This window comes from Cellulomonas sp. (genome assembly GCF_017744555.1).
GTDB lineage: Bacteria > Actinomycetota > Actinomycetes > Actinomycetales > Cellulomonadaceae > Cellulomonas.
This window is the reverse complement of record NZ_JAGIBD010000001.1, coordinates 209,579-234,779: the sequence shown is the minus strand read 5'-3', so window position 1 is coordinate 234,779 and position 25,201 is coordinate 209,579. Positions and strand designations below refer to the sequence as shown.

Here is a 25,201-nt window from a genome sequence, read left to right as displayed (position 1 = left end):
CGACCGCCGAGCGGTGCGCTCTGAAGCGATCAAACCAGATCCGGGCTGGAAAACGTCTGGCCACTCTCATCAACCACGCGGGCGCCGCCGAGGCGAAGGTGCTGCTTGTCGGGGACCACCTGCAACGCGGCGCCGTCGACGCGGGCGGTGCATTCGGGATGCTCGCCCGCCGCGGACCCACCGCTGAGCTGCGAACCCTGTGGCGGTTCAGCCACCCGTGGGAGGCGCGCGCGACCTTGGACTTGCGCCACGGCGATTCCGCCGCGCTGGACGCCTATATCGAGCACGGTCGGGTCAGCCATGGTGCGCACGACGTCATGCTGGACGACGCACTCGTTGCTGCGACGGCGGCTGAAGCACAGGGAAGAACCGTCCTGCTCGCGGCCGCCGACCGGCGCACCGTGAACGAGCTGAACGCCCGCGTCCGCGCCGAACGCATCCGAACCGGCGCCGCTCGCACCACTGGCGTCACGCATAGCGACGGACTGACCGGTGGCGTCGGCGACCGCATCGTCACTCGCCGCAACAACCGGCGCCTGCGCACCAGCGACGGGTTCGTCCGCAACGGTGACCTCTGGCAGATCACCGAGGTCCTCCCGGGCGGTGGCCTGCGCGTCGTGCCCGTCGGAGATCCGGCCGCCGGCACGCTGCGACTGCCGGGGGCCTACGTCGACGAGTCCGTCGAGCTCGGCTACGCCACCACCACCGCGCGGTCCCAAGGGATGACCGTCGACGAGACCCACACTGTCGTCACCGCCGGCATGGGCCGCGAAGACCTCTACGTCGCCGTTAGCCGCGGCCGCGAGCTCAACCGCCTGTACGTCGCCACCGACCGACCCGACCCCGACTGCCTGCCCGGCGGCGAGCCCGAGACCGCGCGCGAACTCCTCGAGCGGATCGTCGCCACCATCCACGTCGAAACCTCCGCCAACGAGACCTGGGCCACACACCACCCCGACGAGCCTCCGCCATTCCTCCCGCCGACCAGTCCGCAGCCCGCCATCCCGCCGCTGCGTCCACAGATGACGCCGCGCCCCTTGACGCCCCCGCCCAGCCCGGTCCCCGATGGACCGGTATTGGAGCGGTGGTGACCACCCAACCCACCGAAGGAGATCGACCATGTCGATGACCACGCAGACCACCGTCACCGCTGCTCGGCAGTACTACCGCGTCAAGGACGCGGCCGCCGTCCTCAGGGTGCCGGCGCGGACGCTCTACCACCTGGCCGAGACCGAGCAGATCCCCTGCCGCCGGCTCGGCACCGTCATACTCATCCCGGCCTCGTGGGTCGATCGGGAGCCCGCGCAGCCGCACCGACGCTGATGTCCGTCACCCGGCGAACGCTGCCCTCGGGCAAAGTGACCTGGCGCGCCAAGGTCTTCTTCGAGCACCGGGTCATCTCCGAGAAGTCGTTCCAGCGGAGGACCGACGCTAAGCGTTGGGAGGCCGACCAGCTGGTCAAGTTACAGAGCGGCACCTGGATCGACCCACCCGCGGGCGGGTGTCCTTCGGGATACTCGCCGAGGAGTGGCAGGGCTCTCGACAACACCTGGCGGTCCGGAGCCAGGAGACGACGCAGTTCCTGCTCGACTCCTACGTCATCCCCGTGCTCGGACGCTTTCCGATCGCCGTGATCTCCGCGTCTGACGTCGAACGGGTGCTGACCGCGATGACGGTGCGCGGGCTGGCCACGGCCACCCGGCGGCGCGTCCTGTCCGTCATCCGGCTCGTGCTCGACTACGCCGTCCGTGATCGGCGGATCTCCATCAACGTCGCGCGCTCAATCCCACTGCCCAAAGGCACGTCGAAACGGGAGCCGCACTGGCTACGTGCGGAGCAGCTGGGCAAGCTCGCCGACGCCATGCCGCCGACCTGCCGGCCGGTCGTGCTCTTCCTCGGCCTGGCCGGCTGCCGGTTCTCGGAGATGTGCGCACTGCGGGTCGACGACGTCGTCCAGACACCGCACGGCCTGGGAGTCCGGATCCACCGCGCCGCTCCGCAGTCGAAGCGAACCAGCAGAGCGATCGTCGGGCCGACGAAGACGCACCAGACCCGCACCGTGCCGGTCCCACCGACTCTCGAGACCTACGTCCGCGATCGGATCGGGCGTGCACCGTCTGGCTCGTACCTATTCCCCAGCCCGACGGGCGCTATCTGGACCAACAGCAACTTCCGGATCCGGTCCCGCTGGACGGAGACCACGCGGGCGGTCGGCCTGACCGGCACGACGATCCACGACCTCCGCCACACCGCCGCCTCTCTGCTCATCGCCGCCGGCGCCGACGTGAAGGCGGTCCAGATGATCCTCGGGCACGCCACCGCGACGATGACGATGGACCTGTACGGCCACCTCTTCTCTGAGGCGCCGTGGGTGGCGATGGAGCGAATGCCCGTGTTCCCGGACCTCCGGCCACGATCCGACGACTCCACGGAGGAATGACCTCGCTCGCAGTGTGGTGATGCAATCATCACGTCATGACACTGTTTGGAGACCTCGATCAAGGGGAGGCCTACTTCTATCACTACACACGGGCAGAGCGGCTCCGTCAGATCCTTGATGGTGGCCGGCTCCGCATGGGGCCCTACGCCTCGACCAACGACCCCCGAGAAACGAAGGCGTGGTATCCGAGCCTTTCCGTCCCCGATGACGAAGCTGATCTAGCGCAAGACGAGCACGTGCGTCTGATGGCCGATCTAGATCGCCGTCTGCGCGGGCGCGCCAAGGTGCTCTGTCTGACCAAAGATGCGGAGCCTAGGGACGAGTTGGACGCCATCTTCCAGTTTCGTCGCGGCTACGCGCGGGCGCGGATGTGGGATCAGTACGGAGAAAAGCACGCCGGGGCCTGCCTGGTATTCGACCGCCGACGACTTCACTCCACGATTGTTGAAGCTTCCGCACCGGCCGTACCGCGCTTCGGTAACGTTCGTTACGAGAACCGGCCAGTCGGGCCTACTGGCCGATTCAACTTTGATCTGGCTGCCCTTCGTCGAAACGGGGTCGAGGCAGAAGCCGACACCTTTCTCCGCGAGCACACCCGCGAGCTGTTTTTTCACAAGAACACCGACTGGGAGTCGGAGCAGGAGTTCCGCTACGTCGTTGTGGACGACAGGCCCGAGCTGTTCGTGCCGATCTGGAGCAGCCTCGTCGCCGTGGTTCTCGGGGACGGACACGACGCAGACCAGTTACCTGCGATACGCCGCCATCCCGCCGTGGCACAAGGCGACGTAGCCGTCGCGGTCTGCCGCTGGCAGAACGGCGCCCCCAATCCGCTTCCTGCAGCCTGACATGAAACCTCAGGGGCATCCGTGGACTTGCTGACCCCGAGCCCTTGAGACAGCGAGCCGACCCACCGGCTGCAGCCTGCCTTCTCTGTCTGCAGTTACACAGATTCGAACTGCCGACATCCGTTTCGGCTACGCGTGCGGTCCCTGGAGTGTATGTGTAGGTCCGCGCGCACTAACCGCTTCGCTCGGCGGCTCTGTGGTGGCTCAAACTTCTGCGCCGCCGGCATGGCCGGGTCCTGCAGGCTAGCCGGCGCCGCCAGTGGCCGAGCGGACGAACGCAGTCACTGCATCGGTCATGACGGACCACTGCCCCCACCGACCTGACTCGCTCGACGACGTCTCGTTCACGAGGTTGATTGCTTCCGCGATGACTCTGTCGTCCGGTCCCACCGCCTGGTGGCGGGCGTCACGACGGGTCGCTAGAACCTGAGCAACCGGTGCGGACCGCCGCGAGTAGAACCCAGCACAGCTCGGGTAGAAATCGTGGGTTGAAGCGTCGGCACCAGCGTCGGCAACGGCGACGACACACCACAGGAAGTCGGCTTGGCAGAGGCTATCGAGCAGCAGGTCGTCCGTCCTGGCCTCGCCCTCGGGGTCGTGCTCCATGATCTCGACGGGGACATCCTCATGGAGCACGGGAGAGCCAGTAACCGCCGAGCGCGCGAACCTGATCAGCGCGCCTTTGCGAGGCTGGCCGTCGGCGGACACGAGCACGCCCGCTCGTGACGCCTCTGTGATGGCGTGCCGGAACCATGACCTGTCGGCGTACACGTCGTCGCCGATGCGGCGCAGAACCACGGGCCGGACGAACTCCCACGCTTCTTCGCGAACAGCCATAGCGAGGATGCCAAGGACGCGCGAGATGATCTCGCGCCAGAACGTCGATGCCTCGCGCTCGCGCCCGTACTGTGCGTGCGTGTTCGTTTGATCGACCAACGCGGACTTGTAGGTGCGGTACAGCTCGGAGACGGCGAAGTCGAACATGGCCATGTTGCGCTGGCGCAGAGCCACCCCTGCCACCGAGGCCAGCCGGTCAAGGATCTGCCCGTAGGTCGCGGGCTCTCCCCCGGCCCAGGCGGTCGCGAGCTGCGCGCGGGCGGGACGCAACGCACGGCGCACGGCGTCGACCAGGCCTGACTCGATGGCGTCAGCTACCGCGTCCTCGAAATCGGACGCCTCCATGGAGATGTCGATGACGATGCGTCGGTTCCGGCCCTCACTGGCAGCTTCACGTTCTGTCTGCGCGATCCTGGCCACGACCTGCTGGATGTCGGCTGCGGCTTCGGCCCGAATCTTCTCTCGGAAGTTGGCGAGAGCGAGCGACCAGTCGCGGTGCTCGATGCGCCGGCAGCTGGTGCCGTCGCGCACGAACACATCGCCCGGCCGGAAGACGATCTTGCGGTCCGCACCTGGACCCGGGTACCAGCCCTCCTTCTTCACCATGGGTGGGAAATAGTCGACGGACGCACCGACGTAGATGACAGCGACATCTCGGTTGTCGAGCTGGTGGCTGGCCGAGATGATTGTGAGCCGACCGTCGAGGTACGAGTTCGCGATAGTGCGGAGGTTCGCTTCGTCGAACTCCGCAGGGTTGATGGCTGCCTGGGCGTGGGCGGGCCGCCCCTTGCCATCAACGCCGACGACGATGTACCCGCCTTGCGCCAAGGTGGAGAAGGCAGCCACGTCTTTGACGAAGCCGAGCCGGTGCTTAAGCTCACCGGTCTTGGACAGGTCGAGCGTCGCCTTGAAGTCGAGGACGTCCAGCTCAGTCCCGACGGCGATCAGCTCGCTGAGTTTCTCTTCGTCAACGGCCCCGTCGAGGGCGAACGGCGCGACCATGCTGGTCATCGTCGCAGCGCTGGTGTGGGCGGTGGAACTGCTCGCACGGGTGGTTCTCCATCGAGTCCGACCTTGGCTTCTGCGGACCGCGCGTGGGACTGCTGACCACGTGCTGACCACGAACTGGACATTGCGGTCGCAGCGACCACACCAGTCGCACTGGAGGGTGCGCTGACCTGCACAAACACTTGTGCGCCTGGGCAGATTCGAACTGCCGACACCCGCTTTAGGAGAGCGGTGCTCTATCCCCTGAGCTACAGGCGCGAGGGCCGCCGGCCGGTCCAAGACGTGGTGCGGCAGCCCGTTGCGATCGGCCGTTGCCGACCGGCAGAAAGGCTACCGCAGCCCCTCCCGTCCGCCCGGCCGCACGACCGACGCGTCGCTGCCGACAGGCAGGCCGGCCCCCAGCGCGGCGTATCCTCGACGAGTCCCCTGCACCGATGCCGTCCCCGGACGAGCACGTGCCGCGAGCGCCGACGGGGATTCCCGAGAAGGTGATCCGATGACCCGCGCGCCCGCGACCGGGGCCGCCCGCGCCACCATGCGCGCGCCCGCCGTCGTCTTCACGGCCGCGGTCGTCGCGTACTTCGTCGGCGTCACGCACCGCACGGCGCTGGGCGTCGCGGGCGTGGAGGCCGCGCACCGGTTTCACCTGAGCGCGACGGGTCTGGCGCTGTTCTCGGTGGTCCAGCTCGCGGTGTACGCAGGCATGCAGATCCCCGCCGGGCGGCTGCTGGACCGGTTCGGTGCGCGCGCGCTCATCACGGTCGGGTCGCTCGTGATGGCGACGGGGCAGCTGACTCTCGCGCTGTCCGACCACGTCCCGACGGCGCTCGTCGCGCGCGTGCTCATCGGTGCCGGCGACGCGGGGATCTTCATCAGCGCGATCCGGCTGGTCGCCGACTGGTTCCCGCCCCGCCGCGCACCGGTGATGGTGCAGGTCACCGGGGTCATCGGGCAGTCGGGGCAGCTCGCGTCGGCGATCCCGGTGGCGTGGCTGCTGCACGCGCACGGGTGGACGGCGACGTTCGGGACGCTCGCGGGAGCCGGTCTGCTGGCGTCGGCGGGGGCGTTCTTCGGCATCCGCGACCGCACGCTGCGCGCGCCCGCAGCGCACACCGAGCGGTTCACGCACGCCGTCCGCACCGCGGTCCGCCCGGCGGGCACCCGGCTGGGGTTCTGGAGCCACTTCGCGACGCCGTTCAGCGCGAACGTCGTCGGGATGCTGTGGGGCGTGCCGTTCTTCCTCACGGCGCAGGGCCTGACGCCCGCGCAGGCGAGCCTGCTGCTCACGTCGCTGACGTTGTCGGCGATGGCGAGCGGGCCGGTCGTCGGGCGGCTGACCGCACGGCACCCGTTGCGGCGCAGCTGGCTCGTGCTCGGGTCGTGCGTCGCGACGGCGCTCGTGTGGGTCGCGCTGCTGGTGCCGTCGACGCCGCGGCCGATGTGGCAGCTGCTCGTGTTCGTGGTCGTGGTCGGCGCGGGCGGGCCGGTGTCGCTGGTCGGCATGGACTTCGCGCGGACGTGGTCGCCGTCGACGTCGCTCGGCACCGCGACGGGATTCGTGAACACGGGCGGGTTCATCTCGACCATCGGGTCCGTGCTGGCCGTCGGGGTCGTGCTGCAGCTCGTCTCTCCGGCGGGCGCGACGACGTACACGCTCGACGCGTACCGGTTGGCGTTCGCGGTGCTCGTCGTCCCGTGGACGCTCGGCGTCGTCGGGGTGCTGCGCTCACGCCGCCGCACGCGCGCCGACATGCACGCCGCGGGTGTCGTCGTGCCGCCGCTGCGCGACGTCCTCGGGCGCCGCCGCGCGCCACGCCTCGACGACGCGGCGTGAGCGGCTACCCGTAGAAGCTCTTCAGCAGCTCGTACGCGACGATCGCGGGCCAGATGATCGCCTTCGGGATCGCCAGCACGAACAGCCAGAACGTGTCGGCCTGCTGGAAGTAGTAGACCGCCGCCCCGATGAGGCCGAGGCCGTAGACGGCCCCACCCCCGGCACCGCCGGCGTCCGAGCCCTTCGCCATGTCCGCTCCTCCGTCTCACGACCGCACTGACCAGCGGCGATGCCGCCCGCCGCCCACAGTCGACCTCACCGCCGCCCCAGGTCAAGCGGTTCCGGCGAGCCTGACGCGCTCGTCCGATCGGGTGCCGCCGCACCTCGCGTGGAAGCTCGTGGGTGCGTGCTCACTAGGCTCCGTGCCGACCACGCGGAGGACCCATGCTGCGCACGACCTTGCTCACGGCTGCCGCCGTGACGCTGGTGTCGGCCGGGGCGGGTGCCGGTGCCGCGCTGCTGGTCGAGCGGCGCGAGGTTCCCGTCGACACGTCGCACTGGCCGGTGGAGGAGCTCGTCGCGGACCCGACGGTGTCGCTGCCCTCTCCGCTGCACCTCGCGCTCGCGGGCTGCCCGGAGTTCTCGCTGTCGTCGCCCGTGCCCGACGACGGCGCCCATCCGCCGACCGCGACGTCGTACACGGTGACGTTCGACCCCGACCACCAGGTGCTCCTGGTGTGCCTCGGTCCCGTCGACGAGGGCGCCCGTCGTGCCGTCGCCGACCACCTCGGCGCCACGCAGGTCGGCGCCGCCGGCGTCACGGTGTGGAACGTCAACCCGGCGGTCGTCCGCGCCCCGTTCGGGGAGATGTACCGCGTGGACCGGGCGTTCGCCGAGGGCGCGGCGCCGCGACTCACCGACTGGCTCGTCGACCACGGGGGCTGCACCTACGCGTTCGGGTACCTGCACCCGGCCGGCGACGCGCCGGACGTCGACGTGGTGGAGGCGATGATCGCGTCGATCAGGTTCGACGGGGGCACCGAGCCGGGCGCATAGTGCGGCACACATGCGAGGACGGGCGACCCGGTCACCGGGCCACCCGTCCTCGCGTTCCGCGATCAGATCTTCCGCTCCCGCCGGAACAGCGACCGCGCCCACACGTACCCCGCGACGCCGATCACCAGCAGCCACGCGACGGCCGTGGCCGCGACCGACCCGTGGAGCCCGGCACCGCCGGCCAGCAGGCCACGGACGGTCTCGATGATGGGCGTGAACGGCTGGTGCTGCGCGAACCACTGCACGGGCGTCGGCATAGTCTCGACCGGCACGAACCCGCTGCCGAGGAACGGCAGGAGCAGGAGGATCATCGGGGTGTTGCTGGCCGTCTCGACGCTCTTCGCGTTGAGGCCCATCGCGACGCACAGCCACGCGAGCGAGAACGCCAGCAGCACGAGGATCCCGGCGAGCGCGAGCCAGTCGAGCGCGTCGGCGTCGGGCCGGTAGCCCATCGCGAACGCGGCGCCCAGCACGAGGACGAGCGCCAGGACGCCCTGCACGACCGTGCCGAGCACCTGCCCGGACAGCACGGACCCGGGCGAGATCGCCATGGTCTTGAACCGGGCCATGATGCCGCCGTACGCGTCCATCGCCGCGCTGATCGCCACGGACTGCCCGGCGCCGACGATCGTGATGACCAGCAGCGTGGGCGTGAGGTAGTCGAGGTACGCCGCGCGCGCCTCGGCACCGGGTGCGGCACCCGGGTCGACGCCGGCGCCCAGTGCGCCGCCGAAGACGTAGACGAACAGCACGAGCATGACGAGCGGGCCCAGCACCATGAACATCGTGAGGCCGGGGTACCGCACGGCGCGCAGCAGGTTGCGGCGGAGCATCGTGCGGACGTCGGCGATCGGCTTCGGCCGGGCGACGGCCGTGGGAACGGGGGTGGCGACGGTGGTCATCGGACGTTCTCCTTCTCGTCGGCCGGGACGTCGTCCTCGGCGGTGGCTGCAGGGGGTTCGGTGAGTGCGAGGAACACGTCGTCGAGCGACCCGGCGTCGTGCACGGCCTTGAGCTCGTCGGGTGTCCCCTGGGCGACGATGCGGCCGCCGTTGAGCACGGCCACGGAGTCGGCGAGCTTGTCGGCCTCCTCGAGGTACTGCGTGGTGAGCAGGATCGTGGTGCCGCTCTCGACGAGGGCGCGCACCTCGTCCCACAGGGCGCGGCGGCTGCGCGGGTCGAGGCCTGTGGTCGGCTCGTCGAGGAACACGACCGACGGTGCACCGACGAGCGTCATCGCGAGGTCGAGCTTGCGCTTCATGCCGCCCGAGTAGGTCGCGACGGGCTTGCCCGCGGCGTCGGTGAGGCCGAACCGGTCGAGCAGCTCGGTCACCCTGGCCCGGCCGGCGCGGCCCAGGTGGTTGAGGTCGGCCATGAGGCGCAGGTTCTCGGTGCCGGTGAGCAGCTCGTCGACGGCGGTGATCTGGCCGGTCACGCCGATCGACGCGCGGACGGCGTCCGGCTCGCGGGCGATGTCGTGGCCGGCGATGCGGACGGTGCCGGCGTCGGCCTTGAGGAGCGTGGACAGGACGCCGACCGTGGTGGTCTTGCCGGCACCGTTCGGGCCGAGCAGCGCGGTCACGGTGCCGGCCGGGACGACCAGGTCGACGCCGTCGAGCACGAGCTGGTCTCCGGACTTGGAGCGGTAGGTCTTGCGCAGGCCGGCGACCTCGATCGCGGGTCCGCGGGCGGAGCTGGGCATGGCTGTCTCCTTCGAGCGGGTGGTGGGCGTGCTGACGTCACTTCTGGTGCAGGTCAGGTGCGGTTCGGCTGCGGTTCAGCCGAGCGGGCGCCGGACGACGATGTCGCCGTAGCTCGTGCTGGCGCGGACCTCGACGGTCCGGTCGTTCTCGTCGGGGCCCGTCGCGCCCTGGAGGCTGTTGCGGACCGAGCCGTGCTGGGACGACGCGTCGATCCAGGCGGCCGTGCCCTCGGGCACCCCGACCTCGATCGGACCGAACGCGTTCTCGAGCTGGACGCGGCCGCCGACGGCCTGCTCGATGCGGATGCCGGCGTGCGCGGACTTGGCCGTGGTGTCGCCGAGCGACCGGTGGATCGTGATGGCACCGTGCGCGCCGTGGATGCGCAGGGTGCCGGCCGACTCGCCGACCTCGGTGTAACCGTTGGTGCACTTGACGGTCGCGTCGCCGACGAGCTCGCGGATGCGCACGCCGCCCGCGCTCGAGACGACGTCCGTCGGGCCGAGCGCACGGCCCACGACCACGTTGCCGGCCGACGCGCGCAGCTCGGCGCGACCCGCGACCTCGTCGACCCAGACGTCCCCGGCCCGGCTCGTGAACACGCAGCTCGCGAGCCGGCCCTGCGTGTACAGGGAGCCGAGCGCGCTGCCCTGCACGGCCGAGCCGGTCGGCACCTCGATCGTGATCTCGACGGACGACTTCGACAGGTAGCGCCAACGAGCGCTCATCGAGACGGTGAGGGTGCCGTCGTGGAAGTCGACGCGGGTGTCGTCGGCGGCCTTGACGTCGCCGGACTTGCTCGGGTCGCTCGGCGCGACCGTGACGACGGTGTCGCTGCGGTCGGTGGCGACGACGTTGACGGTGGCGACGGCCACGTCGACGGTCGCGGTGATCGGTTCCGGGGTCGCGAAAGCAGGCATGGTGGGTCCTCGTGTCCTGGTGGCGCCCCTGCCGGGGCGGGATGTGCGGTGCTGGCGGTCAGCGCACCCAGCCGGTCAGGCGACCGGAGGTGCTCGTGCTGCGGGTCTGCGCGGGAACGGGTGCGGGCGCGACGGGCTGGAGCGCGGCCGCGACGGCCCGGACGAGCCAGGTGTTGACCGACACGCCCTCACGAGCGGCGGCGTCCTCCACCTGGGCCTTGAGCTGGTCGGGGAGCCGCAGCGTGGTGCGGGTCGTGCTCACGTCGTCGGGGTCGAGCAGCGCCGGCCGCGACGGCTCGACGACCACCGGCGCCGCATCCTCGAAGACGGGGACGGGGGCCGGGGTGACGACGAACTCGGGCTCGCGGCCGCGGAGCCGCACGTCGACGGAGCCGGGTGCGAGCTCGGCGGTGATCTCGTTCGCCGCGGTCGAGAGCGCGTCGAGCAGGACGAGCCGGGCGGCGGCGTCGAGCGGGGCCGTCAGACGGTCGGCGAGCTCACGTGCCTCGTCCCCGCCTGCGGCGGCTGCGGTGGCGAGCTGGTGCTGCAGCTCGTCGACATATCTCGTCAGGTCCATGACGTCACTATGACACCACTAATGGTGTCATCGCAAGTGCTCTGGTGCCATGGATGACGTCGAGTGGTGTCGCAGGGGCGTGCGCGCCACGAAACCCCAGGTCAGGGTTGACACCGCGCGACACCCCCGGCGCTGCGATAGCCCCGTGTGCGGCACCACTGGTGCCACCGTGGCACCACGGCGGTGTCAGGCGGGCGTGTGCACCGTGCCGAACACCACGGTCCGGCGCACCTCGAACCCGAGGGACCGGTACAGCCGGATGGCCCGCTCGTTCTGCGCGGACGCGTGCAGGAACGGCACCTCGCCGCGCTCCCGGATCCCGTGCGCCACCGCGAGCACCAGACGCGTCGCGAGCCCCTGCCCCCGTACCTCCTCGTCGGTGCACACCGCGCTGATCTCGGTGGCGCCGCCGGGCCGCAGCCGCTCCCCCGCCATCGCGACGAGCCGCCCGTCCCGCCGGATGCCGCGGTACGTCCCCATGAGGTAGGTCTCGGGGGCGAACGGCCCCGGCTCGGTGCGGCCGGTCAGCGCGAGCATGTCGGGCACGTCGTCGGCGCCGAGCACCACGGACTCCTCGTCGGGCGCGTCCGCGACGGCGTCGGTCGCGACCATCTGCACGCCGGGCAGCGACCAGCCGCGCACCCAGCCGTCGGGCAGCTCCTCGGGCGCGTTCGTCACCGGCACCTGCACGCCGGGACCGACCAGGGCGGCCAGGTCGGCCCACGCGTCGAGGTCCGCGACGTCCCGCAGCGCCGTGAACGGCGACACCGTCGGACGGAAACGCCGGGCACCGCCCGACCCCTCCGACAGGTGCGCATGGACGCCCGTGAGCGAGAACCAGGCGGGGTTGTCGAGGACGTCGTCGAGCGTCAGGTCCGGGTGCACGGCGCGGAGTCTAGGCCGCGCGACGAGCTCCCGGACCACGCAGACGCGGGCCGTCCGGACTGTGGACCGACGCCCGGGGTCAGGCGTCCCGCCGGCGCCGCACGGCCGTGACCCCGGCCGCCCCGAGCGCGACGAGCAGCACCGCGAGACCCACCGTCGGCCAGACGTCGAACCCGGTGCTCGACAGCGCGGCGCGCGTGGCACCGGCTGACGTCGACGCGCTCGGCGCCGGCGATGCCGCCGGAACGACCGGCGCGGCCACGTGCACCCCTACCGGACCGAACGTCGTCGACCCCGCCGCGTTCGTCACGACGAGCCGCACGAGCATCCCGTCGTCCGCGAGCGCGGGCGCGAAGTCGGCGGTGTACGCGGTCCGGGTCGCGGGCGGCGCCGCGGCGCGCAGGCCCTGCACGAGCCCGACGCCGGTCACGGACCCGAGCCGGAAGGACGCAGGCGCGGGGCTCCACGTGCTGCCGCCGTCGCGCGACACGGACCAGGCCGGCGTCCCGCCCGACGACAGCACGACCCACGACAGGTGCACCGGCGCGCCCGCCACCGCCGCGACGGGCGCCGCAGGCGTCGTGCCCGGCGCGAGCGCCGGGAGGTCGACGACCGTGAGCGTCGCGGCCGCGCTGCGGACGGTCGCGGCACCGCCGACGAGCGGTGCGGTCGCGACGGCCCGGACCTGCAGGCCGTCGTCGGCGAGGGTCGGCGTGAGCGTGAGCGTCGTGCTCGACGGACCGGGCACCGAGGTCCACGTGACGCCGTCGGGCGACGTCTCCCAGCCGACGGCGGGCGTCGGCGTCCCCGTGACGTCGACGGCGAACGTCACCGCGGCACCCGGGTGCGTCGCAGCGTCGGACGGGTCGGTCACGGTCGGGGGCGCCAGCACCACGAGAGCAGCCGGGGTCGAGGCGACGGAGCCGACGACGTTGGTCGCCACGACCCGGTACGTGCCGCTCGCGGTGGCCGTGAACGACAGCGTCGCCCCGGTCTCGCCGGCGAGGTCGGTCCACGAGCCGCCGGACAGCACCTGCCACTGCAGCGTCGGAGCCGGGTTGCCCGCGACCGCGACGGTGTACGTCGCGGTCGTGCCGGCGTCGACCGTCACGGCGTCGGGCTGGTCGGTGATCACCGGCCCGTCCTGCACCGTGAGCGCGACGGCGGACGTCGTCGCGGTCCCGGCGCCCGTGAAGACCGCCCTCACCAGCAGACCGTCGTCACCGGCGGCCGTCGTCCGCGTGTACGTCGTGCTCGTCGCGCCGGCGATCGGCGTCCAGCTGCCGCCCGCGTCCGCCGAGGACTGCCACTGCACGGTCGGCGCCGGGTTGCCCGTCGCCGACGCCGTGAACGTGGCGTCCGCACCCGCGACCGTCGTCGTGGCGGACGGCTGCGCGCTGATGCTCGGGCCCCACAGCACGTGCAGCGTCGCCGGCGTGCTGGTCGCGCTCGCCGGGCCGCTGACCAGCGTGGACGAGACGACCGCGCGGTACTGGGCGCCGTCGAGGGACGGGGTGGCGGTCACGGTGAGCGTGGTGCCCGTCTCGCCAGCCAGGTCCGTCCAGGTTCCCGACTGCAGGCGCTGCCAGACGAGCGTGGGCGCCGGGCTCCCGGTGACGGTCGCGGTGAACGTCGCCGTGCCGGCGTCCGCGACGGTCAGGTCTCCCGACGTCACGGCGGTCGGCGGGGTCTGCACTGTCAGGACCGCGGCGCTCGTCGTCACCGTCGAGGCACCCGTGAGGACGGCCCGGACCCGCAACCCGTCGTCGGCCGAGGTCGTCGTGCGCGTGTACGTCGTGCCGGTCTGCGCGGGCACGGTCGTCCACGCTGAGCCGTCGGGCGACGTCTGCCACGCGACCGTCGGCGCCGGGTTGCCGATCGCGGCGACCGTGAACGTCGCGTCCGACCCGGCGACGACCGTCGTGGCCTGCGGGGTCGCGCTGACCGTCGGGCCCCACAGCACCGTCAGCGTCGCGACCGACGTCGGGGCGCCCGGCGGCCAGGTGGTGAAGTCGTTGTACGCACGGGCCATGTACTGCGTGCCGTCGAGGGTCCGGTCGGCCGTCACGGCGAGCGTGCCGCCCGTCTTCCCGGTGAGCTCGGTGAACGTGCCCGAGCCGGCCGGGGCGCTGTACCACTGCAGGTCCGGCGCGGGCACGCCGGACGCGGAGGCGGTGAACGTCGCGACGGCCCCCTCGGCGACCGTGGTGCTGGTCGGGCTCGCGACGATGCTCGCGGGCACCGCCCGGGTCACCGACGCCTGCGCGGACGAGCCCGCGACCGTCACGGTGGGCAGGCCGTTCGTCGTGCCGATCGTGAACGAGCCGCTCAGGTGACCGGTCGCGTCGATCGTCGTCGCACCCGTCGCCGTGCCGTTCGCCGCCGACCACACCGCCGGGCCGAGCAGGCGGAGCGCCGCCAGCAGGTCGGCGTCCGGCACACCGCCGCCCGACGTCCGGAACGCGGCGTCGAGCGCGACCGCGTGGCCGGTCAGGTCGATGGTCGGGGTCGCGGTGAGCGTGAGCCCGACCGGCGCCACGGGCACCGTGCCGCCGACGCGGTCGCACGTCGCGTCCGCCGATGCGCACCCGAACCAGCTGCCCGTCGGGACCGTTCCGCGCACCGCGTCGCCCGCCGTCGTGGCGCCGTTCGTCGTGGTGTTGCCGTCGAACGCGCTCGCGACGACGGTCGCTGTGCCGGCGTCGACGCGCAGCGCGCCGCCCTCGGCGGGCGACGCGGACTGCGTCGTCGCGGTGTTCTGCGCGAAGAGCGTGCCGGTCACCGACGTGACGGGAGCACCGCCGTAGACGAACAGCCCCGCCCCGCCGACCACGCCCGCGGCCGCCGACCCGGTGACGGAGTTCTGCCGGAACGTCGACGCGTCGACCGTGAGCCGGTCGGTGCCGCCGACGCCGAGGAACGCGACCGCACCGCCCGCGGCGTCGACGGACGTGTTGCCGGAGAACGTGCAGCGCTGGATCGTCAGAGCGCCGCCGGTCATCTGCACGGCGCCGCCCATCGCGTCGGCCGTGCCGGACGTGACGCCCGTGGGCAGGTTCCGGCTGTTCGTGACCGCGCAGTCGGTGAGCGTGAGGGAGTCCTCGGCGCCGGGCGTACCCGACCCCGCGATGATCGCGCCGCCGCCGTACGTGACGTCCGAGACGCGCGGCGCGCCGCCCGTGAGCGTCATGCCGGAGACCGTGACGTCGACGCCGCCGCGCAGCGTCTCGTCGAGGTCGAGCACGCGCGAGGCCCCGTGCGCGTCGATCACGGTCGAGCCCGCACCCGCGCCGGCGAGCGTGAGGTCGATCGCCTTCGACGGGTTCACCCGCAGGGGACCCGCCGACAGGGTGAACGTGCCGGCGGGGAGAGCCACCACGGACGCGTCGTCTTGGGTTGCGAGGCAGATCGCCTCGCGCAGCGAGAGCCCCGCCTGACCGTCGTCGCACGCCCCGTCCACGGCGAAGTCCGAGGTCACTGTCACGGAGTACGTGGTCGGCGGTGCCGCGAGCGCGGCCGGCGCGGCTGACAGCGAGAGGGCCGCGACCAGGACCAGGGCGGTCGCAGGGCGCACGGGACCAAGGACCGTTGCGGGGGGCACGGCCGCAACTGTAAGAGGATTCACCCGCCGCGCTGGCGGGCGCCACGGGTGAATCCTCGTACGCTCGCCCCGGTCCATCCCCCCGGAAGTCGAGGTCCTTGTCGTGCTCACGCGCCGCACCGTGCTGATCGCCGGTTCCGGGGTCGTCGCCGCCGGTGCGGTCGCCTCCGCCGTGGGCCTCGACGTGGCCCGCCGCCAGGTCCCGCTCGAGCTGGACGCGCTCACGCCGCTGGTCGGCGAGCGGTTCCGGGTGACGGCCGACGGGCGGACCCACACGCTCGTGCTCGACGCCGTGACCGGCCCCGACGGAGGCCGCCCGCGGGCCGACGCGTTCGCGCTGCGGTTCGGCACAGGCTCGACCGACGCCCTCCCGGGTGCCATCCGCACGCTGAGCCACCCGTCGGGCGACCTCGACCTGTACCTGGGGCCGGTGGGCGCCGAGCGCCGGCAGCTCGAGGCCGTCGTCGTCCGGACCGCCTGATGCCCACGCTCGCGACGCGCACCACCACCCGCACGGCCACCCGCACGGCCACCCGCACCGCCACGCCCGACGACGCGCCCTTCCTCGCGGCGCTGCACGCGGCCGGCCGGGCGCGCGAGGTCGCCGCGTTCGGGTGGGACGAGCGCACGGCCGACGCGTTCCTCGCGCAGCAGCACACGGCCCGCGAGCGCGCGTACGCGACGTCCTACCCGGGCGCCGACGACCGCGTGCTCACGGTCGACAACACCCCCGTGGGCCGCGTGCTCGTGCACCGGACCTTCGGCGCGCTGCACGTCGTCGACCTTGCCGTGCTCCCCGCGCACCAGGGCCGCGGGCTCGGCACCGCCGTGCTGCGCGGCCTGCTGGACGAGGCAGCGGCCGCCGGTGCCACCGTGCGGCTCAGCGTCCGGGCCGACAACCGTGCGCGGCGGCTGTACGAGCGGCTCGGCTTCGTCGCCCTCGACGAGACCGGCGTCGACGTGCCGATGGAGGCCCGCCCGTGACGCGCGCCGCCGGCTGGGCCGACTGGCACGCCGCCGTCGGGACCGAGCTCACCGTGCAGCCGGGCGAGCGTTGGACGCTCGCCACCTGCACCGATGTCGTCGAGACCGGCGGCTGGCGCTCGTGGGAGCTCACGTTCCGCGGCCCCGCCGGCCGCGGCCAGGGCACCTACGTGCTCGACGTGCCCGGCGCCGGCGAGCAGGCCGTCTTCGTGGTCCCCACCGCCGCGACCGAGGACGCCACGACCCTCACCGCGACATTCGTCGTCGCCGCCGACCCCACGCCGGGAGGTCCCGCATGAGCCAGCCGTACATCGGCGAGATCCGGATGTTCGCGGGAAGCTTCGCACCCGTCGGATGGGCGTTCTGCGACGGCCAAACCCTACCGATCTCCGAGAACGACACGCTGTTCAACCTCATCGGCACCACCTACGGCGGCGACGGGCAGGAGACGTTCTGCCTGCCCGACCTGCGGGGACGCGTGCCGCTGCACCAGGGCACGAGCAACGGGCTGAGCACCCGGGTGATCGGCGAGCAGGGCGGCGTCGAGCAGGTCACGCTCACGACGCAGCAGATCCCACCCCACACGCACCAGCCCGTCGCGGCCGTCGCCGCGGCGACCACGGGGACGCCGACCAACAACGTGTGGGCCGCGTCCGCGGGACCCGCGTTCGTGACGGGCCAGCCGTTCACCGCGCCGATGCCCGCCGACGTCGTGACGCCCACCGGCGGCAGCCAGCCGCACGAGAACCGGTCCCCGGCGCTCGCGGTGTCGTTCATCATCGCGCTGTACGGCGTCTACCCGAGCCCGACCTGAGGAGCACCCATGGCGACCCCGTACATCGGCGAGATCAAGATGGCGTCCTTCAACTTCGCCCCGAAGGGCTGGGCGCTGTGCAACGGCCAGCTGCTGCCGATCAACCAGAACCAGGCGCTGTTCTCGATCCTCGGCACCACGTACGGCGGCGACGGGCGCGTGAACTTCGCCCTGCCCAACCTGCAGGGACGCACCCCGATCCACACCGGTGCCGGTCACACGGTCGGTGAGCGCGGCGGCGAGGAGGCGGTGACGCTCGGCGTCAGCCAGCTCCCGGCGCACGCGCACGCCGTCGCCGCGGCGGCGGACGCGAACACGACGCACCCCGACGGCGCACGCTTCGGCACCACGACGGGCGCCCACTACGGCCCGACCGGCCAGGTCGTCATGGCACCCGGGCTCGTCGCGAGCACCGGTGGCGGCCAGGCGCACCCGAACATGCCGCCGTACCTGGTGGTGTCGTTCGTCATCGCGCTCCAGGGCATCTTCCCGAGCCAGAACTGAGGTACCCCCATGGCTGACCCGTTCGTCGCCGAGATCCGCATGTTCGCCGGCAACTTCGCCCCCACGGGCTGGGCGCTGTGCAACGGCCAGCTCATGCCCATCTCGCAGAACACGGCGCTGTTCTCGCTGCTCGGCACGTACTACGGCGGCGACGGCAGGACGACGTTCGCGCTCCCCGACCTGCAGGGGCGCTCACCGCTCGGGTGGGGCGACGGGCCCGCCCTGTCGTCGTACTCGCCCGGCGAGACGGTCGGCTCGGAGTACGTGACCCTGGTGCAGCCCGAGATGCCGGCGCACAACCACCTGGTCACCGGCGTCGGGTCGACCGTGAACGGGACCACGGGCAATCCGTCCGCGGCGGCGTGGGCCACGAGCCGGGTCGGCCGGACCACCGAGCAGCTGTACAGCACCTCGCCGGGCACGCGGCCGATGTCGCCGGGCGCGCTGTCCGTCACGGGCGGGTCGGCGCCGCACGACAACATGCCGCCGTACCTCACGCTGACGTTCATCATCGCGCTGCAGGGCGTCTTCCCGTCGCGCGGATAGCTCGACGCCACCACCGGGCGGTACCGCACGGGTGTCACGCGCGACGCCTGGCGCCCCGTGCGAGGATCGTCCGATGACGACGGACCAGACGGCCGCAGCGCCGACCTCGCAGGCGGTGCCCGACGTGACGACGAACGCGGGCGACACGCGCCTGTGGGTCGAGCGCACGGGCAAGCGTCGCTACACCGGCCGCAGCTCGCGCGGCGCCGAGGTGCTCATCGGCTCCGTGGGCGACGAGGGCGCGTTCAGCCCCGGCGAGCTGCTCAAGATCGCGCTCGCCGCGTGCAGCGGCCTGTCGTCCGACTCCGCGCTCGCGCACCGGCTCGGCGACGACGTGCAGGTGACGATCAATGTGAGCGGCATGAGCCTCGAGGAGGAGGACCGGTACCCGGCCTTCCTCGAGACGATGGACGTCGACCTGTCCGGCCTCGACCCGACCGCCCGCGAACGGCTGCTCACGGTCATCCACCGCGCCGTGGACCAGCACTGCACCGTCGGCCGCACGCTCGAGGCAGGCGCCACGGTGTCCCTGACGGTGACCGGGGAGCGCTGACGCCGATGCCGTTCCTCGACGCCGCGCTCGCGAAGGCCGTCACGATCCCGTCGGCCACCATCCACCAGCACGTCGCCCAGCTCCGCCGCCGCAACCCGGAGGCCACGCCCGCGCAGCTCGTCAAGCTGCTGGAGAAGGAGTACCTGCTGGTCGTCGCGGGTGCGGGCGGCGCGGTCGGAGCGGCGGCGGCGGCGCCCGCGGTCGGCACCGGTGTCGCGGTCGCGCTGACGGCGAGCGACGTCGCGACGTTCTTCGGGGCGTCGGCGGCGTTCGCGCTGGCCGTCGCGAGCGTGCACGGCATCGAGGTCGAGGACGCGGACCGCCGCACGGCGCTGCTGCTGTCGACGATCCTCGGCGAGTCCGGCGCGTCGGCGGTGCGCGACACCGTCGAGTTCAACGGTGGCAGCGTCGCACGCCTGCTGCTGACCCGGATGCCGCTCGCGACGGTGAAGAAGGTCAACAGCACGCTGACCCGCCGCATGGTCCGCACGCAGGTCGCGAAGCAGACCGGCGTCGCGATCGGCCGGCTCATCCCCTACGGCATCGGTGTCGTCGTCGGCGTCACGGGCGCCCGCTCGCTGGGCAAGACCGTCATCAAGGGCGCCCGCGCGTCGTTCGGGCCGGCCCCCGAGACGTTCCCGCGGGTCATCGAGGTCGCGCCCGCGGACACGCGCACGATCCTGCCGCCGCCCAAGGGCCCGTCGAGGCTGCGCTCGCTCACGTCGCGCCGTACCTCGACGGTCCCCGAGCAGAGCTCCCCGACCGACGGGTCCTGACGCTCACCAGCGGGAGTGCACGTGCTCCCGGACCAGCTCGTCGTAGACCCCGCGGAGCGCGTCGAGCGTCTCGGCGTCGAGCGGTGCCAGGTCGGCCGCGGCGGCGTTGTCGCGCGCCTGCTGCGGGTTGCGTGCACCGGGGATGACGACGGACACCCCGGGCTGGTCGACGATCCAGCGCAGCGCGAGCTGCGCGGTCGACGCACCGGCCGGTGTGAGCGACGAGACCTCCTGCGCGGCGGCGACGCCGACGTCGAACGGCACGCCGGAGAACGTCTCACCCACGTCGAACGCCTCGCCGTGCCGGTTGTACGTGCGGTGGTCGTCGGCGGCGAACTGCGTGTGCTCGTCGTACTTGCCGGACAGCAGACCGGACGCGAGCGGCACGCGCGCGATGATGCCGACGCCGGCCTCGGCGGCCGCGGGCAGCACGGCCTCGAGGGGCTTGCGGCGCAGGATGTTGAGGATGATCTGCACGGTCGCCACGTGCGGGCGGGCGATCGCGGTGAGCGCCTCGTCGACGGTCTCGACGGACACGCCGTACGCGGCGATGCGGCCCTCGGCGACCAACGTGTCGAGGTCGTCGTACGTCGCGTCGCGCGAGTAGACGGGCGTCGGGGGGCAGTGCAGCTGCACGAGGTCGAGCGTGTCGACGCCGAGGTTCTCGCGGGAGCGGTCGGTCCACGTGCGGTACGCGTCGAGCGTGTACGCCTCGGGGACGTGCGGGTCGGCGCGGCGACCCATCTTCGTCGCGACCGTGATGCCCTCGCGCCCGTGCTCGGCGAGGAACCGGCCGACGAGCTTCTCCGACCGCCCGTCGCCGTACACGTCCGCGGTGTCGAGGAACGTGACGCCCGCGTCGACCGCGGCCCGCAGCACGTCGAGGGCGGTCTCGTCGCCCACCGACCCCCAGTCGCCGCCGAGCTGCCAGCAGCCCAACCCCACGACCCCGACCTGCCGACCCGTCCTGCCCAGCACACGTGACTCCATGCGGACGACGCTACCGTGGTCCGGACCGTCCACCCGCCGCCGACGGAGGCACCGTGAGCGAGGTCCGCGTCACCCGCACGCTGCCGATCCCGGCCGACGAGGCCTGGGCGCTGCTCACCGACGTGCGGCACCACGAGCGGTGGATCCCGTTCACCCGGGTCGAGACCGACGGGCCGCCCGGCCTCGGCACACGGATCGTCGCGGTGTCGGGTCCGTTCGCGCGCGGTGGCGGGCGCGGGCTGGTCGACCGCATGGTCGTCGAGCGGTACGACCCGCCGGGGCCGGGTGCCGCCGGGGTGGCGACGTTCGTCAAGGTCGGGCGGGTGCTGCGGGGCAGCGCACGGATCGAGGTGGTCGCCGCCGGGCCGACGTCGTCGGCGGTCACGTGGGTCGAGGACGTGCACCTCGGTGGACGGCTGCCGCGGGGGCTCACGGCGGCGGTCGTCGGGCCGTTCGTCCGGGGCATGACGGCGTACGCGCTCGCCCGCGTCGCCGCGGAGCTGCGCACGAGCTGAGCGCAACGGATCACCGCTGCGAGGCGCATCTGCGCAACGGATCGGACCCGGACGCGCAACTCCGCCTGCACGGGGGCACACGCACGCGTCTCGTACGCTCGAAGGCGACTACCGCCGTCTCCCCCGGCGGACGACGGAGCACGCACCCGAGGAGCCCGATGACCGCCACCGCCCCCGGCCGCACGGACCGCCACTACCTGATGTGCGAGCCCGTCCACTACACCGTGTCGTACGAGATCAACCCGTGGATGGACAAGACCCGGTTCACGGACGCCGAGCTCGCCGTGCGGCAGTGGCGGACGCTGCGGGACACCTACCTCGACCTCGGGCACACCGTCGAGACGATCGACCCCATCCCCGGCCTGCCGGACATGGTCTACGCCGCGAACGGCGCCACGATGGTCGACGGAATCGTCTACTCGGCGCGGTTCCGGTACGCCGAGCGCGCCCCCGAGGGACCGGCCTACCAGAAGTGGTTCGCGGACCGCGGCTACGTCACGCACACCGCCGCCCAGGTCAACGAGGGCGAGGGCGACCTGCTCACGGTCGGCAACCTCATCCTCGCCGGCACGGGCTTCCGCACCGAGCGGGCCGCGCACGCCGAGGCCCAGGAGCTGTTCGGCCGACCGGTCGTGTCGCTCGAGCTCATGGACCCGCACTACTACCACCTCGACACGGCCCTCGCCGTGCTGTCGAGCACCCCCTCCGACCCGCAGATCGCCTACTACCCGCCCGCGTTCTCGCAGGGCTCGCAGGCCGTGCTGCGCCAGCTGTTCCCGGACGCCGTGATCGCCACCGAGCGGGACGCGCAGGCGCTCGGCCTCAACGCCGTGTCGGACGGCGCGAACGTCGTCGTCGCCCCCGGTGCGGTCGACCTGGCCGACGCCCTGCGCGAGCGCGGCTACACGCCCATCCCGGTGGACACGAGCGAGCTGCTCAAGGGCGGCGGCGGCGCGAAGTGCTGCACGCTCGAGATCCGCCCGGAGACCCGCACCGACGTCCGTCCGGCCTGAGGGGTTCGACGATGACCGCGGTGCAGCACGAGCCGCTCACGAGCACCGTGCTCGCGCCCAACTACCACCCGCTGCCGGTCACGATCGCCGAGGGCCTGGGCTCGTGGGTCACCGACACCCACGGGCACCGCTACCTCGACCTGCTGTCGGCGTACTCGGCGCTCAACTTCGGCCACCGGCACCCGGCGCTCGTCGCCGCCGCGCACGCGCAGCTCGACCGGCTCACGCTCACGTCCCGCGCGTTCGACCACGACCTGCTGCTGCCGTTCGCGTCGCGCCTGGCCGCCCTCGTCGGGCCGCTCGTCGCCGGCGAGCCCATGGTGCTGCCGATGAACACGGGCGCCGAGGCCGTCGAGACCGCGATCAAGGCCGCCCGCAAGTGGGGCTACGACGTCAAGGGAGTGCCCGACGGGCGCGCGACGATCGTCGTCGCGGACGGCAACTTCCACGGCCGCACGACGACCATCGTGTCGTTCTCGTCCGACCCCGACGCGCGCACCGGCTTCGGCCCGTACACGCCCGGCTTCCGGCGGGTCCCGTACGGCGACGCCGCCGCGCTCGAGGCGGCCGTCGACGAGACGACGGTCGCGGTGCTCCTCGAGCCCGTGCAGGGCGAGCAGGGGGTCGTGATCCCGCCCGACGACTTCCTGCCCGCCGTGCGCGCGGCGTGCACGCGCGCCGACGTGCTGCTGATCGCCGACGAGGTGCAGTCCGGGCTCGGCCGCACGGGCACCACGCTCGCGTGCGAGCTCTGGGGCGTCCGCCCGGACCTCGTGACGCTCGGCAAGGCGCTCGGCGGCGGCATCGTGCCCGTGTCGGCGGTGGTCGGACGGGCCGACGTGCTCGGCGTCCTCACGGCCGGCACCCACGGCTCGACGTTCGGCGGCAACCCGCTCGCGTGCGCGGTCGGCCTCGCCGTCGTCGACCTGCTCGACACGGGTGAGCCGCAGGCCCGGGCACGCGTGCTCGGCGCGCACCTGGGGGCCCGGCTCGACGGGCTGGTCGCCGCCGGCATGCTCCGCACGGTGCGCCGCGTCGGCCTGTGGGCCGGTCTCGACGTCGACCCGACCCGGTCCGGCGGGCCGACCACCGGGCGGGAGCTGTGCGAGCGCATGCTCGCCCGCGGCGTGCTCGCCAAGGACACCCACGGGCGGACGCTGCGGCTCGCACCGCCGCTCACCATGACGGACGAGGAGCTCGACCTGGCCGTCGACCGGCTCACCGACGCGCTGGCCTGACGACCGACGGCCCCGGAGCCTGCGCCCGCGCCCCCTGCCGCGGACGCGGTACCGCCCGGCACCCGAACGCTCGGGTGCCGGGCGGTACCGGTCTGTGTGCGCCGACCGCGGGCGCCGGTCCGTCGCCGGCGAACCGGCGGTCAGTCGGCGCTCAGCCGAACGTGATGGCCGTGTACAGGCACTCGCCGTACGAGACGCCGCCCATCGTGCACGGCGCGGTGACCGCACCGATGTACGCCGTGGAGTAGTTGCCGACCATGATCGCGCGGTGCCCCGCCGAGTTCGCGTACGCGTTGATCATCGCGGACGAGCTCGGCGCACTGACCCGGCCGACGATCTCCGGGGTCGCCCCGGAGTGGTAGATGCTGTTCGACGCGGCCATCGCCTGTGCGTGCGACACCCGCGCGCCCGACGACACGATCGCGAGCGACGAGAGCCCCTGCGAGGCCCGGAAGCTGTTGAGCGCCGCACCGATCGACCCCGCCGAGTAGACGGACCCGACGCCGCCCGACGTCTCCGGGGCGGGTGCGACCGACCCGCCGCCCGAGCTCGTGCTCGTGCTCGTGCGCGGCTTGGACGTCGTCGTGCGCGGCTTCGCCTTCGCGGCGGCAGCGGCAGCCGCCTGCGCGGCGGCAGCCTGCTCGGCGGCGATGCGCGCGTTCTCGGCGGCCTGCCAGGCAGCCTGCGCCTGCACCGCGGCCGCGTCCGGCGCGGCGATGCCTGCGGTCGCGGTGCGCAGCGAGGTGAACGACACGTGCGGGTCCGCGGCGGCCTTCGTCAGCGCGTCGGACGCACCCTGCAGCGCGGCCCGTGGGCCGTCACCGGCGTTCGGCGTCCCGGCGAGCGTCGTCGCGGCGTGCGCAAGGGCCGCCTGGGCGGCCGACTGCACCTGCGCGCGGCCCGCGTCGTAGACGACCAGCGTGGCGTGCTCGCCGACCGTCTGCGTCGCGGCGGCGTCGGCACCCTGCGCGGCGACGACCTCGTCGACCCGGGCGTGCGCCTGGCGCGCCTCCTCGGCGGCCTGGGCGCGGTCGCGCTGGATACCCCACGTGGCCGACCCGGTCGCGACGAGGGCGAACGCGACGGCGCCCGCGACGGCGATCGGGACCTTGCGGCGCCGCGGTGCCGGCGGCACGAGCTCGGCCGCGGGCTGGACGCGCTGCGTCGGGATGGTCGGTGTCCGGCCGACCTTCGGCGCGGCGGGGGCCCCTGCGCCCGGTGCCGTCGGCGTCCGCGTCGACCGACGCGACGAGGCCGGCGGCGCTGCTGTCGCGCCCCCGGCCTCTGCTGACGGTGCGGGCGTCGGCACGCCCGCGGCGCGCGCGACGGGCGGCGCCGTCACAAGGGTCGTCGGGGCCACGGGCGCTGCGCCCGTCGTCCCCGGAACCGTCGACAGGTCCGTCGCCTCGCCCGTGCCTCCTGGGCGTGACGTCGGGATCCTGCTCGACGACCGATCGGTGTCCTTGACCACGTCGACTCCCCCTCAACGTGAGCCCTGCCGCCCACGTGACGGAGGTGCTCCGGCCAGTGATATCGGTGCATCTCAGGTCCGGCTTGAGCGCGTTTCGTGACGACTTGAGCGCTCTCGTGTCCTCTGCGGGTCTTTGCCAGAATCGAGGCAACCA

Annotated in this window: 27 protein-coding genes and 1 tRNA gene; 17 read left to right on the top strand and 11 right to left on the bottom strand. The window is 72.8% G+C overall.

Going from position 1 to position 25,201, the window contains the following annotated elements:
* The first annotated feature begins 20 nt into the window (after window positions 1-20).
* The 4 genes from J7523_RS01100 to J7523_RS01085 all read left to right on the top strand — a co-directional run bounded on the left by J7523_RS01100 (window position 21) and on the right by J7523_RS01085 (window position 3,285).
* The gene (locus J7523_RS01100) at window positions 21-1,091 is read left to right on the top strand and encodes an AAA family ATPase (protein WP_363266348.1); all 1,071 of its coding nucleotides are present in this window, start codon (window positions 21-23) and stop codon (window positions 1,089-1,091) included.
* Window positions 1,092-1,119: 28 nt separating this feature from the next.
* Window positions 1,120-1,323: a helix-turn-helix domain-containing protein gene (locus J7523_RS01095; protein WP_291881304.1), complete on the top strand. Its 204-nt coding sequence runs from the start codon at window positions 1,120-1,122 to the stop codon at window positions 1,321-1,323.
* 334 nt (window positions 1,324-1,657) lie between these two features.
* Window positions 1,658-2,440, top strand: a complete 783-nt coding sequence (locus J7523_RS01090; protein ID WP_291881302.1) for a site-specific integrase — start codon at window positions 1,658-1,660, stop codon at window positions 2,438-2,440.
* 35 nt (window positions 2,441-2,475) lie between these two features.
* The gene (locus J7523_RS01085) at window positions 2,476-3,285 is read left to right on the top strand and encodes a DUF2971 domain-containing protein (protein WP_291881300.1); all 810 of its coding nucleotides are present in this window, start codon (window positions 2,476-2,478) and stop codon (window positions 3,283-3,285) included.
* A gap of 243 nt (window positions 3,286-3,528) precedes the next feature.
* On the opposite strand, the gene J7523_RS01080 is transcribed toward J7523_RS01085, so the two are convergent.
* Complete coding sequence (locus J7523_RS01080; protein WP_291881298.1) at window positions 3,529-5,124, bottom strand: ATP-binding protein; 1,596 nt, start codon at window positions 5,122-5,124, stop codon at window positions 3,529-3,531.
* A gap of 191 nt (window positions 5,125-5,315) precedes the next feature.
* Window positions 5,316-5,388 (bottom strand) — tRNA-Arg (locus tag J7523_RS01075).
* A 238-nt stretch (window positions 5,389-5,626) separates the two neighbouring features.
* Here J7523_RS01075 and J7523_RS01070 point away from each other — a divergent pair.
* Window positions 5,627-6,964, top strand: a complete 1,338-nt coding sequence (locus tag J7523_RS01070; protein ID WP_291881296.1) for an MFS transporter — start codon at window positions 5,627-5,629, stop codon at window positions 6,962-6,964.
* 4 nt (window positions 6,965-6,968) lie between these two features.
* Here J7523_RS01070 and J7523_RS01065 read toward each other — a convergent pair whose 3' ends face one another.
* Window positions 6,969-7,154 carry a hypothetical protein gene (locus J7523_RS01065; RefSeq protein WP_291881294.1) on the bottom strand — a complete coding sequence of 62 codons (186 nt, stop codon included), beginning with the start codon at window positions 7,152-7,154 and terminating at the stop codon, window positions 6,969-6,971.
* Between the two features lie 194 nt (window positions 7,155-7,348).
* Here J7523_RS01065 and J7523_RS01060 point away from each other — a divergent pair, with 194 nt between their 5' ends.
* Entirely contained in the window at window positions 7,349-7,960 is a 612-nt protein-coding gene (locus J7523_RS01060; RefSeq protein WP_291881293.1) for a hypothetical protein, read from the top strand.
* Between the two features lie 62 nt (window positions 7,961-8,022).
* On the opposite strand, the gene J7523_RS01055 is transcribed toward J7523_RS01060, so the two are convergent.
* The 6 genes from J7523_RS01055 to J7523_RS01030 all read right to left on the bottom strand — a co-directional run bounded on the left by J7523_RS01055 (window position 8,023) and on the right by J7523_RS01030 (window position 15,643).
* The gene (locus J7523_RS01055) at window positions 8,023-8,862 is read right to left on the bottom strand and encodes an ABC transporter permease (protein WP_291881290.1); all 840 of its coding nucleotides are present in this window, start codon (window positions 8,860-8,862) and stop codon (window positions 8,023-8,025) included.
* Complete coding sequence (locus tag J7523_RS01050) at window positions 8,859-9,662, bottom strand: ATP-binding cassette domain-containing protein (protein WP_291881289.1); 804 nt, start codon at window positions 9,660-9,662, stop codon at window positions 8,859-8,861. Before J7523_RS01050 ends, J7523_RS01055 begins: the two co-directional genes overlap by 4 nt.
* Before the next feature lie 75 nt (window positions 9,663-9,737).
* Window positions 9,738-10,580: a DUF4097 family beta strand repeat-containing protein gene (locus J7523_RS01045; protein WP_291881287.1), complete on the bottom strand. Its 843-nt coding sequence runs from the start codon at window positions 10,578-10,580 to the stop codon at window positions 9,738-9,740.
* Window positions 10,581-10,638: 58 nt separating this feature from the next.
* Window positions 10,639-11,157: a YlcI/YnfO family protein gene (locus J7523_RS01040; RefSeq protein WP_291881286.1), complete on the bottom strand. Its 519-nt coding sequence runs from the start codon at window positions 11,155-11,157 to the stop codon at window positions 10,639-10,641.
* Between the two features lie 186 nt (window positions 11,158-11,343).
* Window positions 11,344-12,042, bottom strand: coding sequence for a GNAT family N-acetyltransferase (locus J7523_RS01035; protein WP_291881284.1), 699 nt, complete (start codon window positions 12,040-12,042; stop codon window positions 11,344-11,346).
* Between the two features lie 79 nt (window positions 12,043-12,121).
* The gene (locus J7523_RS01030) at window positions 12,122-15,643 is read right to left on the bottom strand and encodes an immunoglobulin domain-containing protein (RefSeq protein ID WP_291881283.1); all 3,522 of its coding nucleotides are present in this window, start codon (window positions 15,641-15,643) and stop codon (window positions 12,122-12,124) included.
* 103 nt (window positions 15,644-15,746) lie between these two features.
* Between J7523_RS01030 and J7523_RS01025 the strand changes: the two genes are divergently transcribed.
* The 8 genes from J7523_RS01025 (at window position 15,747) to J7523_RS00990 (ending at window position 19,820) form a co-directional block, all read left to right on the top strand.
* On the top strand, window positions 15,747-16,124 hold the full coding sequence (locus J7523_RS01025; protein ID WP_291881282.1) for a hypothetical protein: 378 nt from the start codon (window positions 15,747-15,749) through the stop codon (window positions 16,122-16,124).
* Window positions 16,124-16,627: a GNAT family N-acetyltransferase gene (locus tag J7523_RS01020; protein ID WP_291881281.1), complete on the top strand. Its 504-nt coding sequence runs from the start codon at window positions 16,124-16,126 to the stop codon at window positions 16,625-16,627. Before J7523_RS01025 ends, J7523_RS01020 begins: the two co-directional genes overlap by 1 nt.
* Window positions 16,624-16,926: a hypothetical protein gene (locus tag J7523_RS01015; RefSeq protein ID WP_291881280.1), complete on the top strand. Its 303-nt coding sequence runs from the start codon at window positions 16,624-16,626 to the stop codon at window positions 16,924-16,926. The genes J7523_RS01020 and J7523_RS01015 overlap by 4 nt, the downstream gene beginning before the upstream one ends.
* Window positions 16,923-17,441, top strand: a complete 519-nt coding sequence (locus J7523_RS01010) for a tail fiber protein (protein ID WP_291881279.1) — start codon at window positions 16,923-16,925, stop codon at window positions 17,439-17,441. Before J7523_RS01015 ends, J7523_RS01010 begins: the two co-directional genes overlap by 4 nt.
* A 9-nt stretch (window positions 17,442-17,450) precedes the next feature.
* Window positions 17,451-17,945 carry a tail fiber protein gene (locus J7523_RS01005; protein WP_291881278.1) on the top strand — a complete coding sequence of 165 codons (495 nt, stop codon included), beginning with the start codon at window positions 17,451-17,453 and terminating at the stop codon, window positions 17,943-17,945.
* Window positions 17,946-17,954: 9 nt separating this feature from the next.
* Complete coding sequence (locus J7523_RS01000; RefSeq protein WP_291881277.1) at window positions 17,955-18,491, top strand: tail fiber protein; 537 nt, start codon at window positions 17,955-17,957, stop codon at window positions 18,489-18,491.
* 73 nt (window positions 18,492-18,564) lie between these two features.
* Window positions 18,565-19,044, top strand: coding sequence for an OsmC family protein (locus J7523_RS00995; RefSeq protein WP_291881276.1), 480 nt, complete (start codon window positions 18,565-18,567; stop codon window positions 19,042-19,044).
* 5 nt (window positions 19,045-19,049) lie between these two features.
* Entirely contained in the window at window positions 19,050-19,820 is a 771-nt protein-coding gene (locus J7523_RS00990; protein ID WP_291881275.1) for a hypothetical protein, read from the top strand.
* Between the two features lie 3 nt (window positions 19,821-19,823).
* Here J7523_RS00990 and J7523_RS00985 read toward each other — a convergent pair whose 3' ends face one another.
* Window positions 19,824-20,810 carry an aldo/keto reductase gene (locus tag J7523_RS00985; protein ID WP_291881274.1) on the bottom strand — a complete coding sequence of 329 codons (987 nt, stop codon included), beginning with the start codon at window positions 20,808-20,810 and terminating at the stop codon, window positions 19,824-19,826.
* Between the two features lie 53 nt (window positions 20,811-20,863).
* On the opposite strand from J7523_RS00985, the gene J7523_RS00980 reads away from it, so the two are divergent.
* From J7523_RS00980 to rocD, 3 genes are all read left to right on the top strand, one after another.
* Complete coding sequence (locus J7523_RS00980; protein WP_291881272.1) at window positions 20,864-21,325, top strand: SRPBCC family protein; 462 nt, start codon at window positions 20,864-20,866, stop codon at window positions 21,323-21,325.
* Window positions 21,326-21,483: 158 nt separating this feature from the next.
* Entirely contained in the window at window positions 21,484-22,338 is an 855-nt protein-coding gene (gene ddaH / locus J7523_RS00975; RefSeq protein WP_291881270.1) for a dimethylargininase, read from the top strand.
* A gap of 11 nt (window positions 22,339-22,349) precedes the next feature.
* Window positions 22,350-23,576, top strand: coding sequence for an ornithine--oxo-acid transaminase (rocD, locus tag J7523_RS00970; protein WP_291881268.1), 1,227 nt, complete (start codon window positions 22,350-22,352; stop codon window positions 23,574-23,576).
* A gap of 151 nt (window positions 23,577-23,727) precedes the next feature.
* Here rocD and J7523_RS00965 read toward each other — a convergent pair whose 3' ends face one another.
* Window positions 23,728-24,936, bottom strand: coding sequence for a hypothetical protein (locus J7523_RS00965; protein WP_291881266.1), 1,209 nt, complete (start codon window positions 24,934-24,936; stop codon window positions 23,728-23,730).
* Window positions 24,937-25,201 lie beyond the last annotated feature (265 nt).

Coding starts and splice junctions, on each gene's coding strand:
- J7523_RS01095 (WP_291881304.1), top strand. CDS start 1,120: ATGTCGATGACCACGCAGACCACCGTCACCGCTGCTCGGCAGTACTAC.
- J7523_RS01085 (WP_291881300.1), top strand. CDS start 2,476: ATGACACTGTTTGGAGACCTCGATCAAGGGGAGGCCTACTTCTATCAC.
- J7523_RS01080 (WP_291881298.1), bottom strand. CDS start 5,124: ATGGTCGCGCCGTTCGCCCTCGACGGGGCCGTTGACGAAGAGAAACTC.
- J7523_RS01070 (WP_291881296.1), top strand. CDS start 5,627: ATGACCCGCGCGCCCGCGACCGGGGCCGCCCGCGCCACCATGCGCGCG.
- J7523_RS01065 (WP_291881294.1), bottom strand. CDS start 7,154: ATGGCGAAGGGCTCGGACGCCGGCGGTGCCGGGGGTGGGGCCGTCTAC.
- J7523_RS01060 (WP_291881293.1), top strand. CDS start 7,349: ATGCTGCGCACGACCTTGCTCACGGCTGCCGCCGTGACGCTGGTGTCG.
- J7523_RS01055 (WP_291881290.1), bottom strand. CDS start 8,862: ATGACCACCGTCGCCACCCCCGTTCCCACGGCCGTCGCCCGGCCGAAG.
- J7523_RS01050 (WP_291881289.1), bottom strand. CDS start 9,662: ATGCCCAGCTCCGCCCGCGGACCCGCGATCGAGGTCGCCGGCCTGCGC.
- J7523_RS01045 (WP_291881287.1), bottom strand. CDS start 10,580: ATGCCTGCTTTCGCGACCCCGGAACCGATCACCGCGACCGTCGACGTG.
- J7523_RS01040 (WP_291881286.1), bottom strand. CDS start 11,157: ATGGACCTGACGAGATATGTCGACGAGCTGCAGCACCAGCTCGCCACC.
- J7523_RS01020 (WP_291881281.1), top strand. CDS start 16,124: ATGCCCACGCTCGCGACGCGCACCACCACCCGCACGGCCACCCGCACG.
- J7523_RS01010 (WP_291881279.1), top strand. CDS start 16,923: ATGAGCCAGCCGTACATCGGCGAGATCCGGATGTTCGCGGGAAGCTTC.
- J7523_RS01005 (WP_291881278.1), top strand. CDS start 17,451: ATGGCGACCCCGTACATCGGCGAGATCAAGATGGCGTCCTTCAACTTC.
- J7523_RS01000 (WP_291881277.1), top strand. CDS start 17,955: ATGGCTGACCCGTTCGTCGCCGAGATCCGCATGTTCGCCGGCAACTTC.
- J7523_RS00995 (WP_291881276.1), top strand. CDS start 18,565: ATGACGACGGACCAGACGGCCGCAGCGCCGACCTCGCAGGCGGTGCCC.
- J7523_RS00990 (WP_291881275.1), top strand. CDS start 19,050: ATGCCGTTCCTCGACGCCGCGCTCGCGAAGGCCGTCACGATCCCGTCG.
- J7523_RS00985 (WP_291881274.1), bottom strand. CDS start 20,810: ATGGAGTCACGTGTGCTGGGCAGGACGGGTCGGCAGGTCGGGGTCGTG.
- ddaH (WP_291881270.1), top strand. CDS start 21,484: ATGACCGCCACCGCCCCCGGCCGCACGGACCGCCACTACCTGATGTGC.
- rocD (WP_291881268.1), top strand. CDS start 22,350: ATGACCGCGGTGCAGCACGAGCCGCTCACGAGCACCGTGCTCGCGCCC.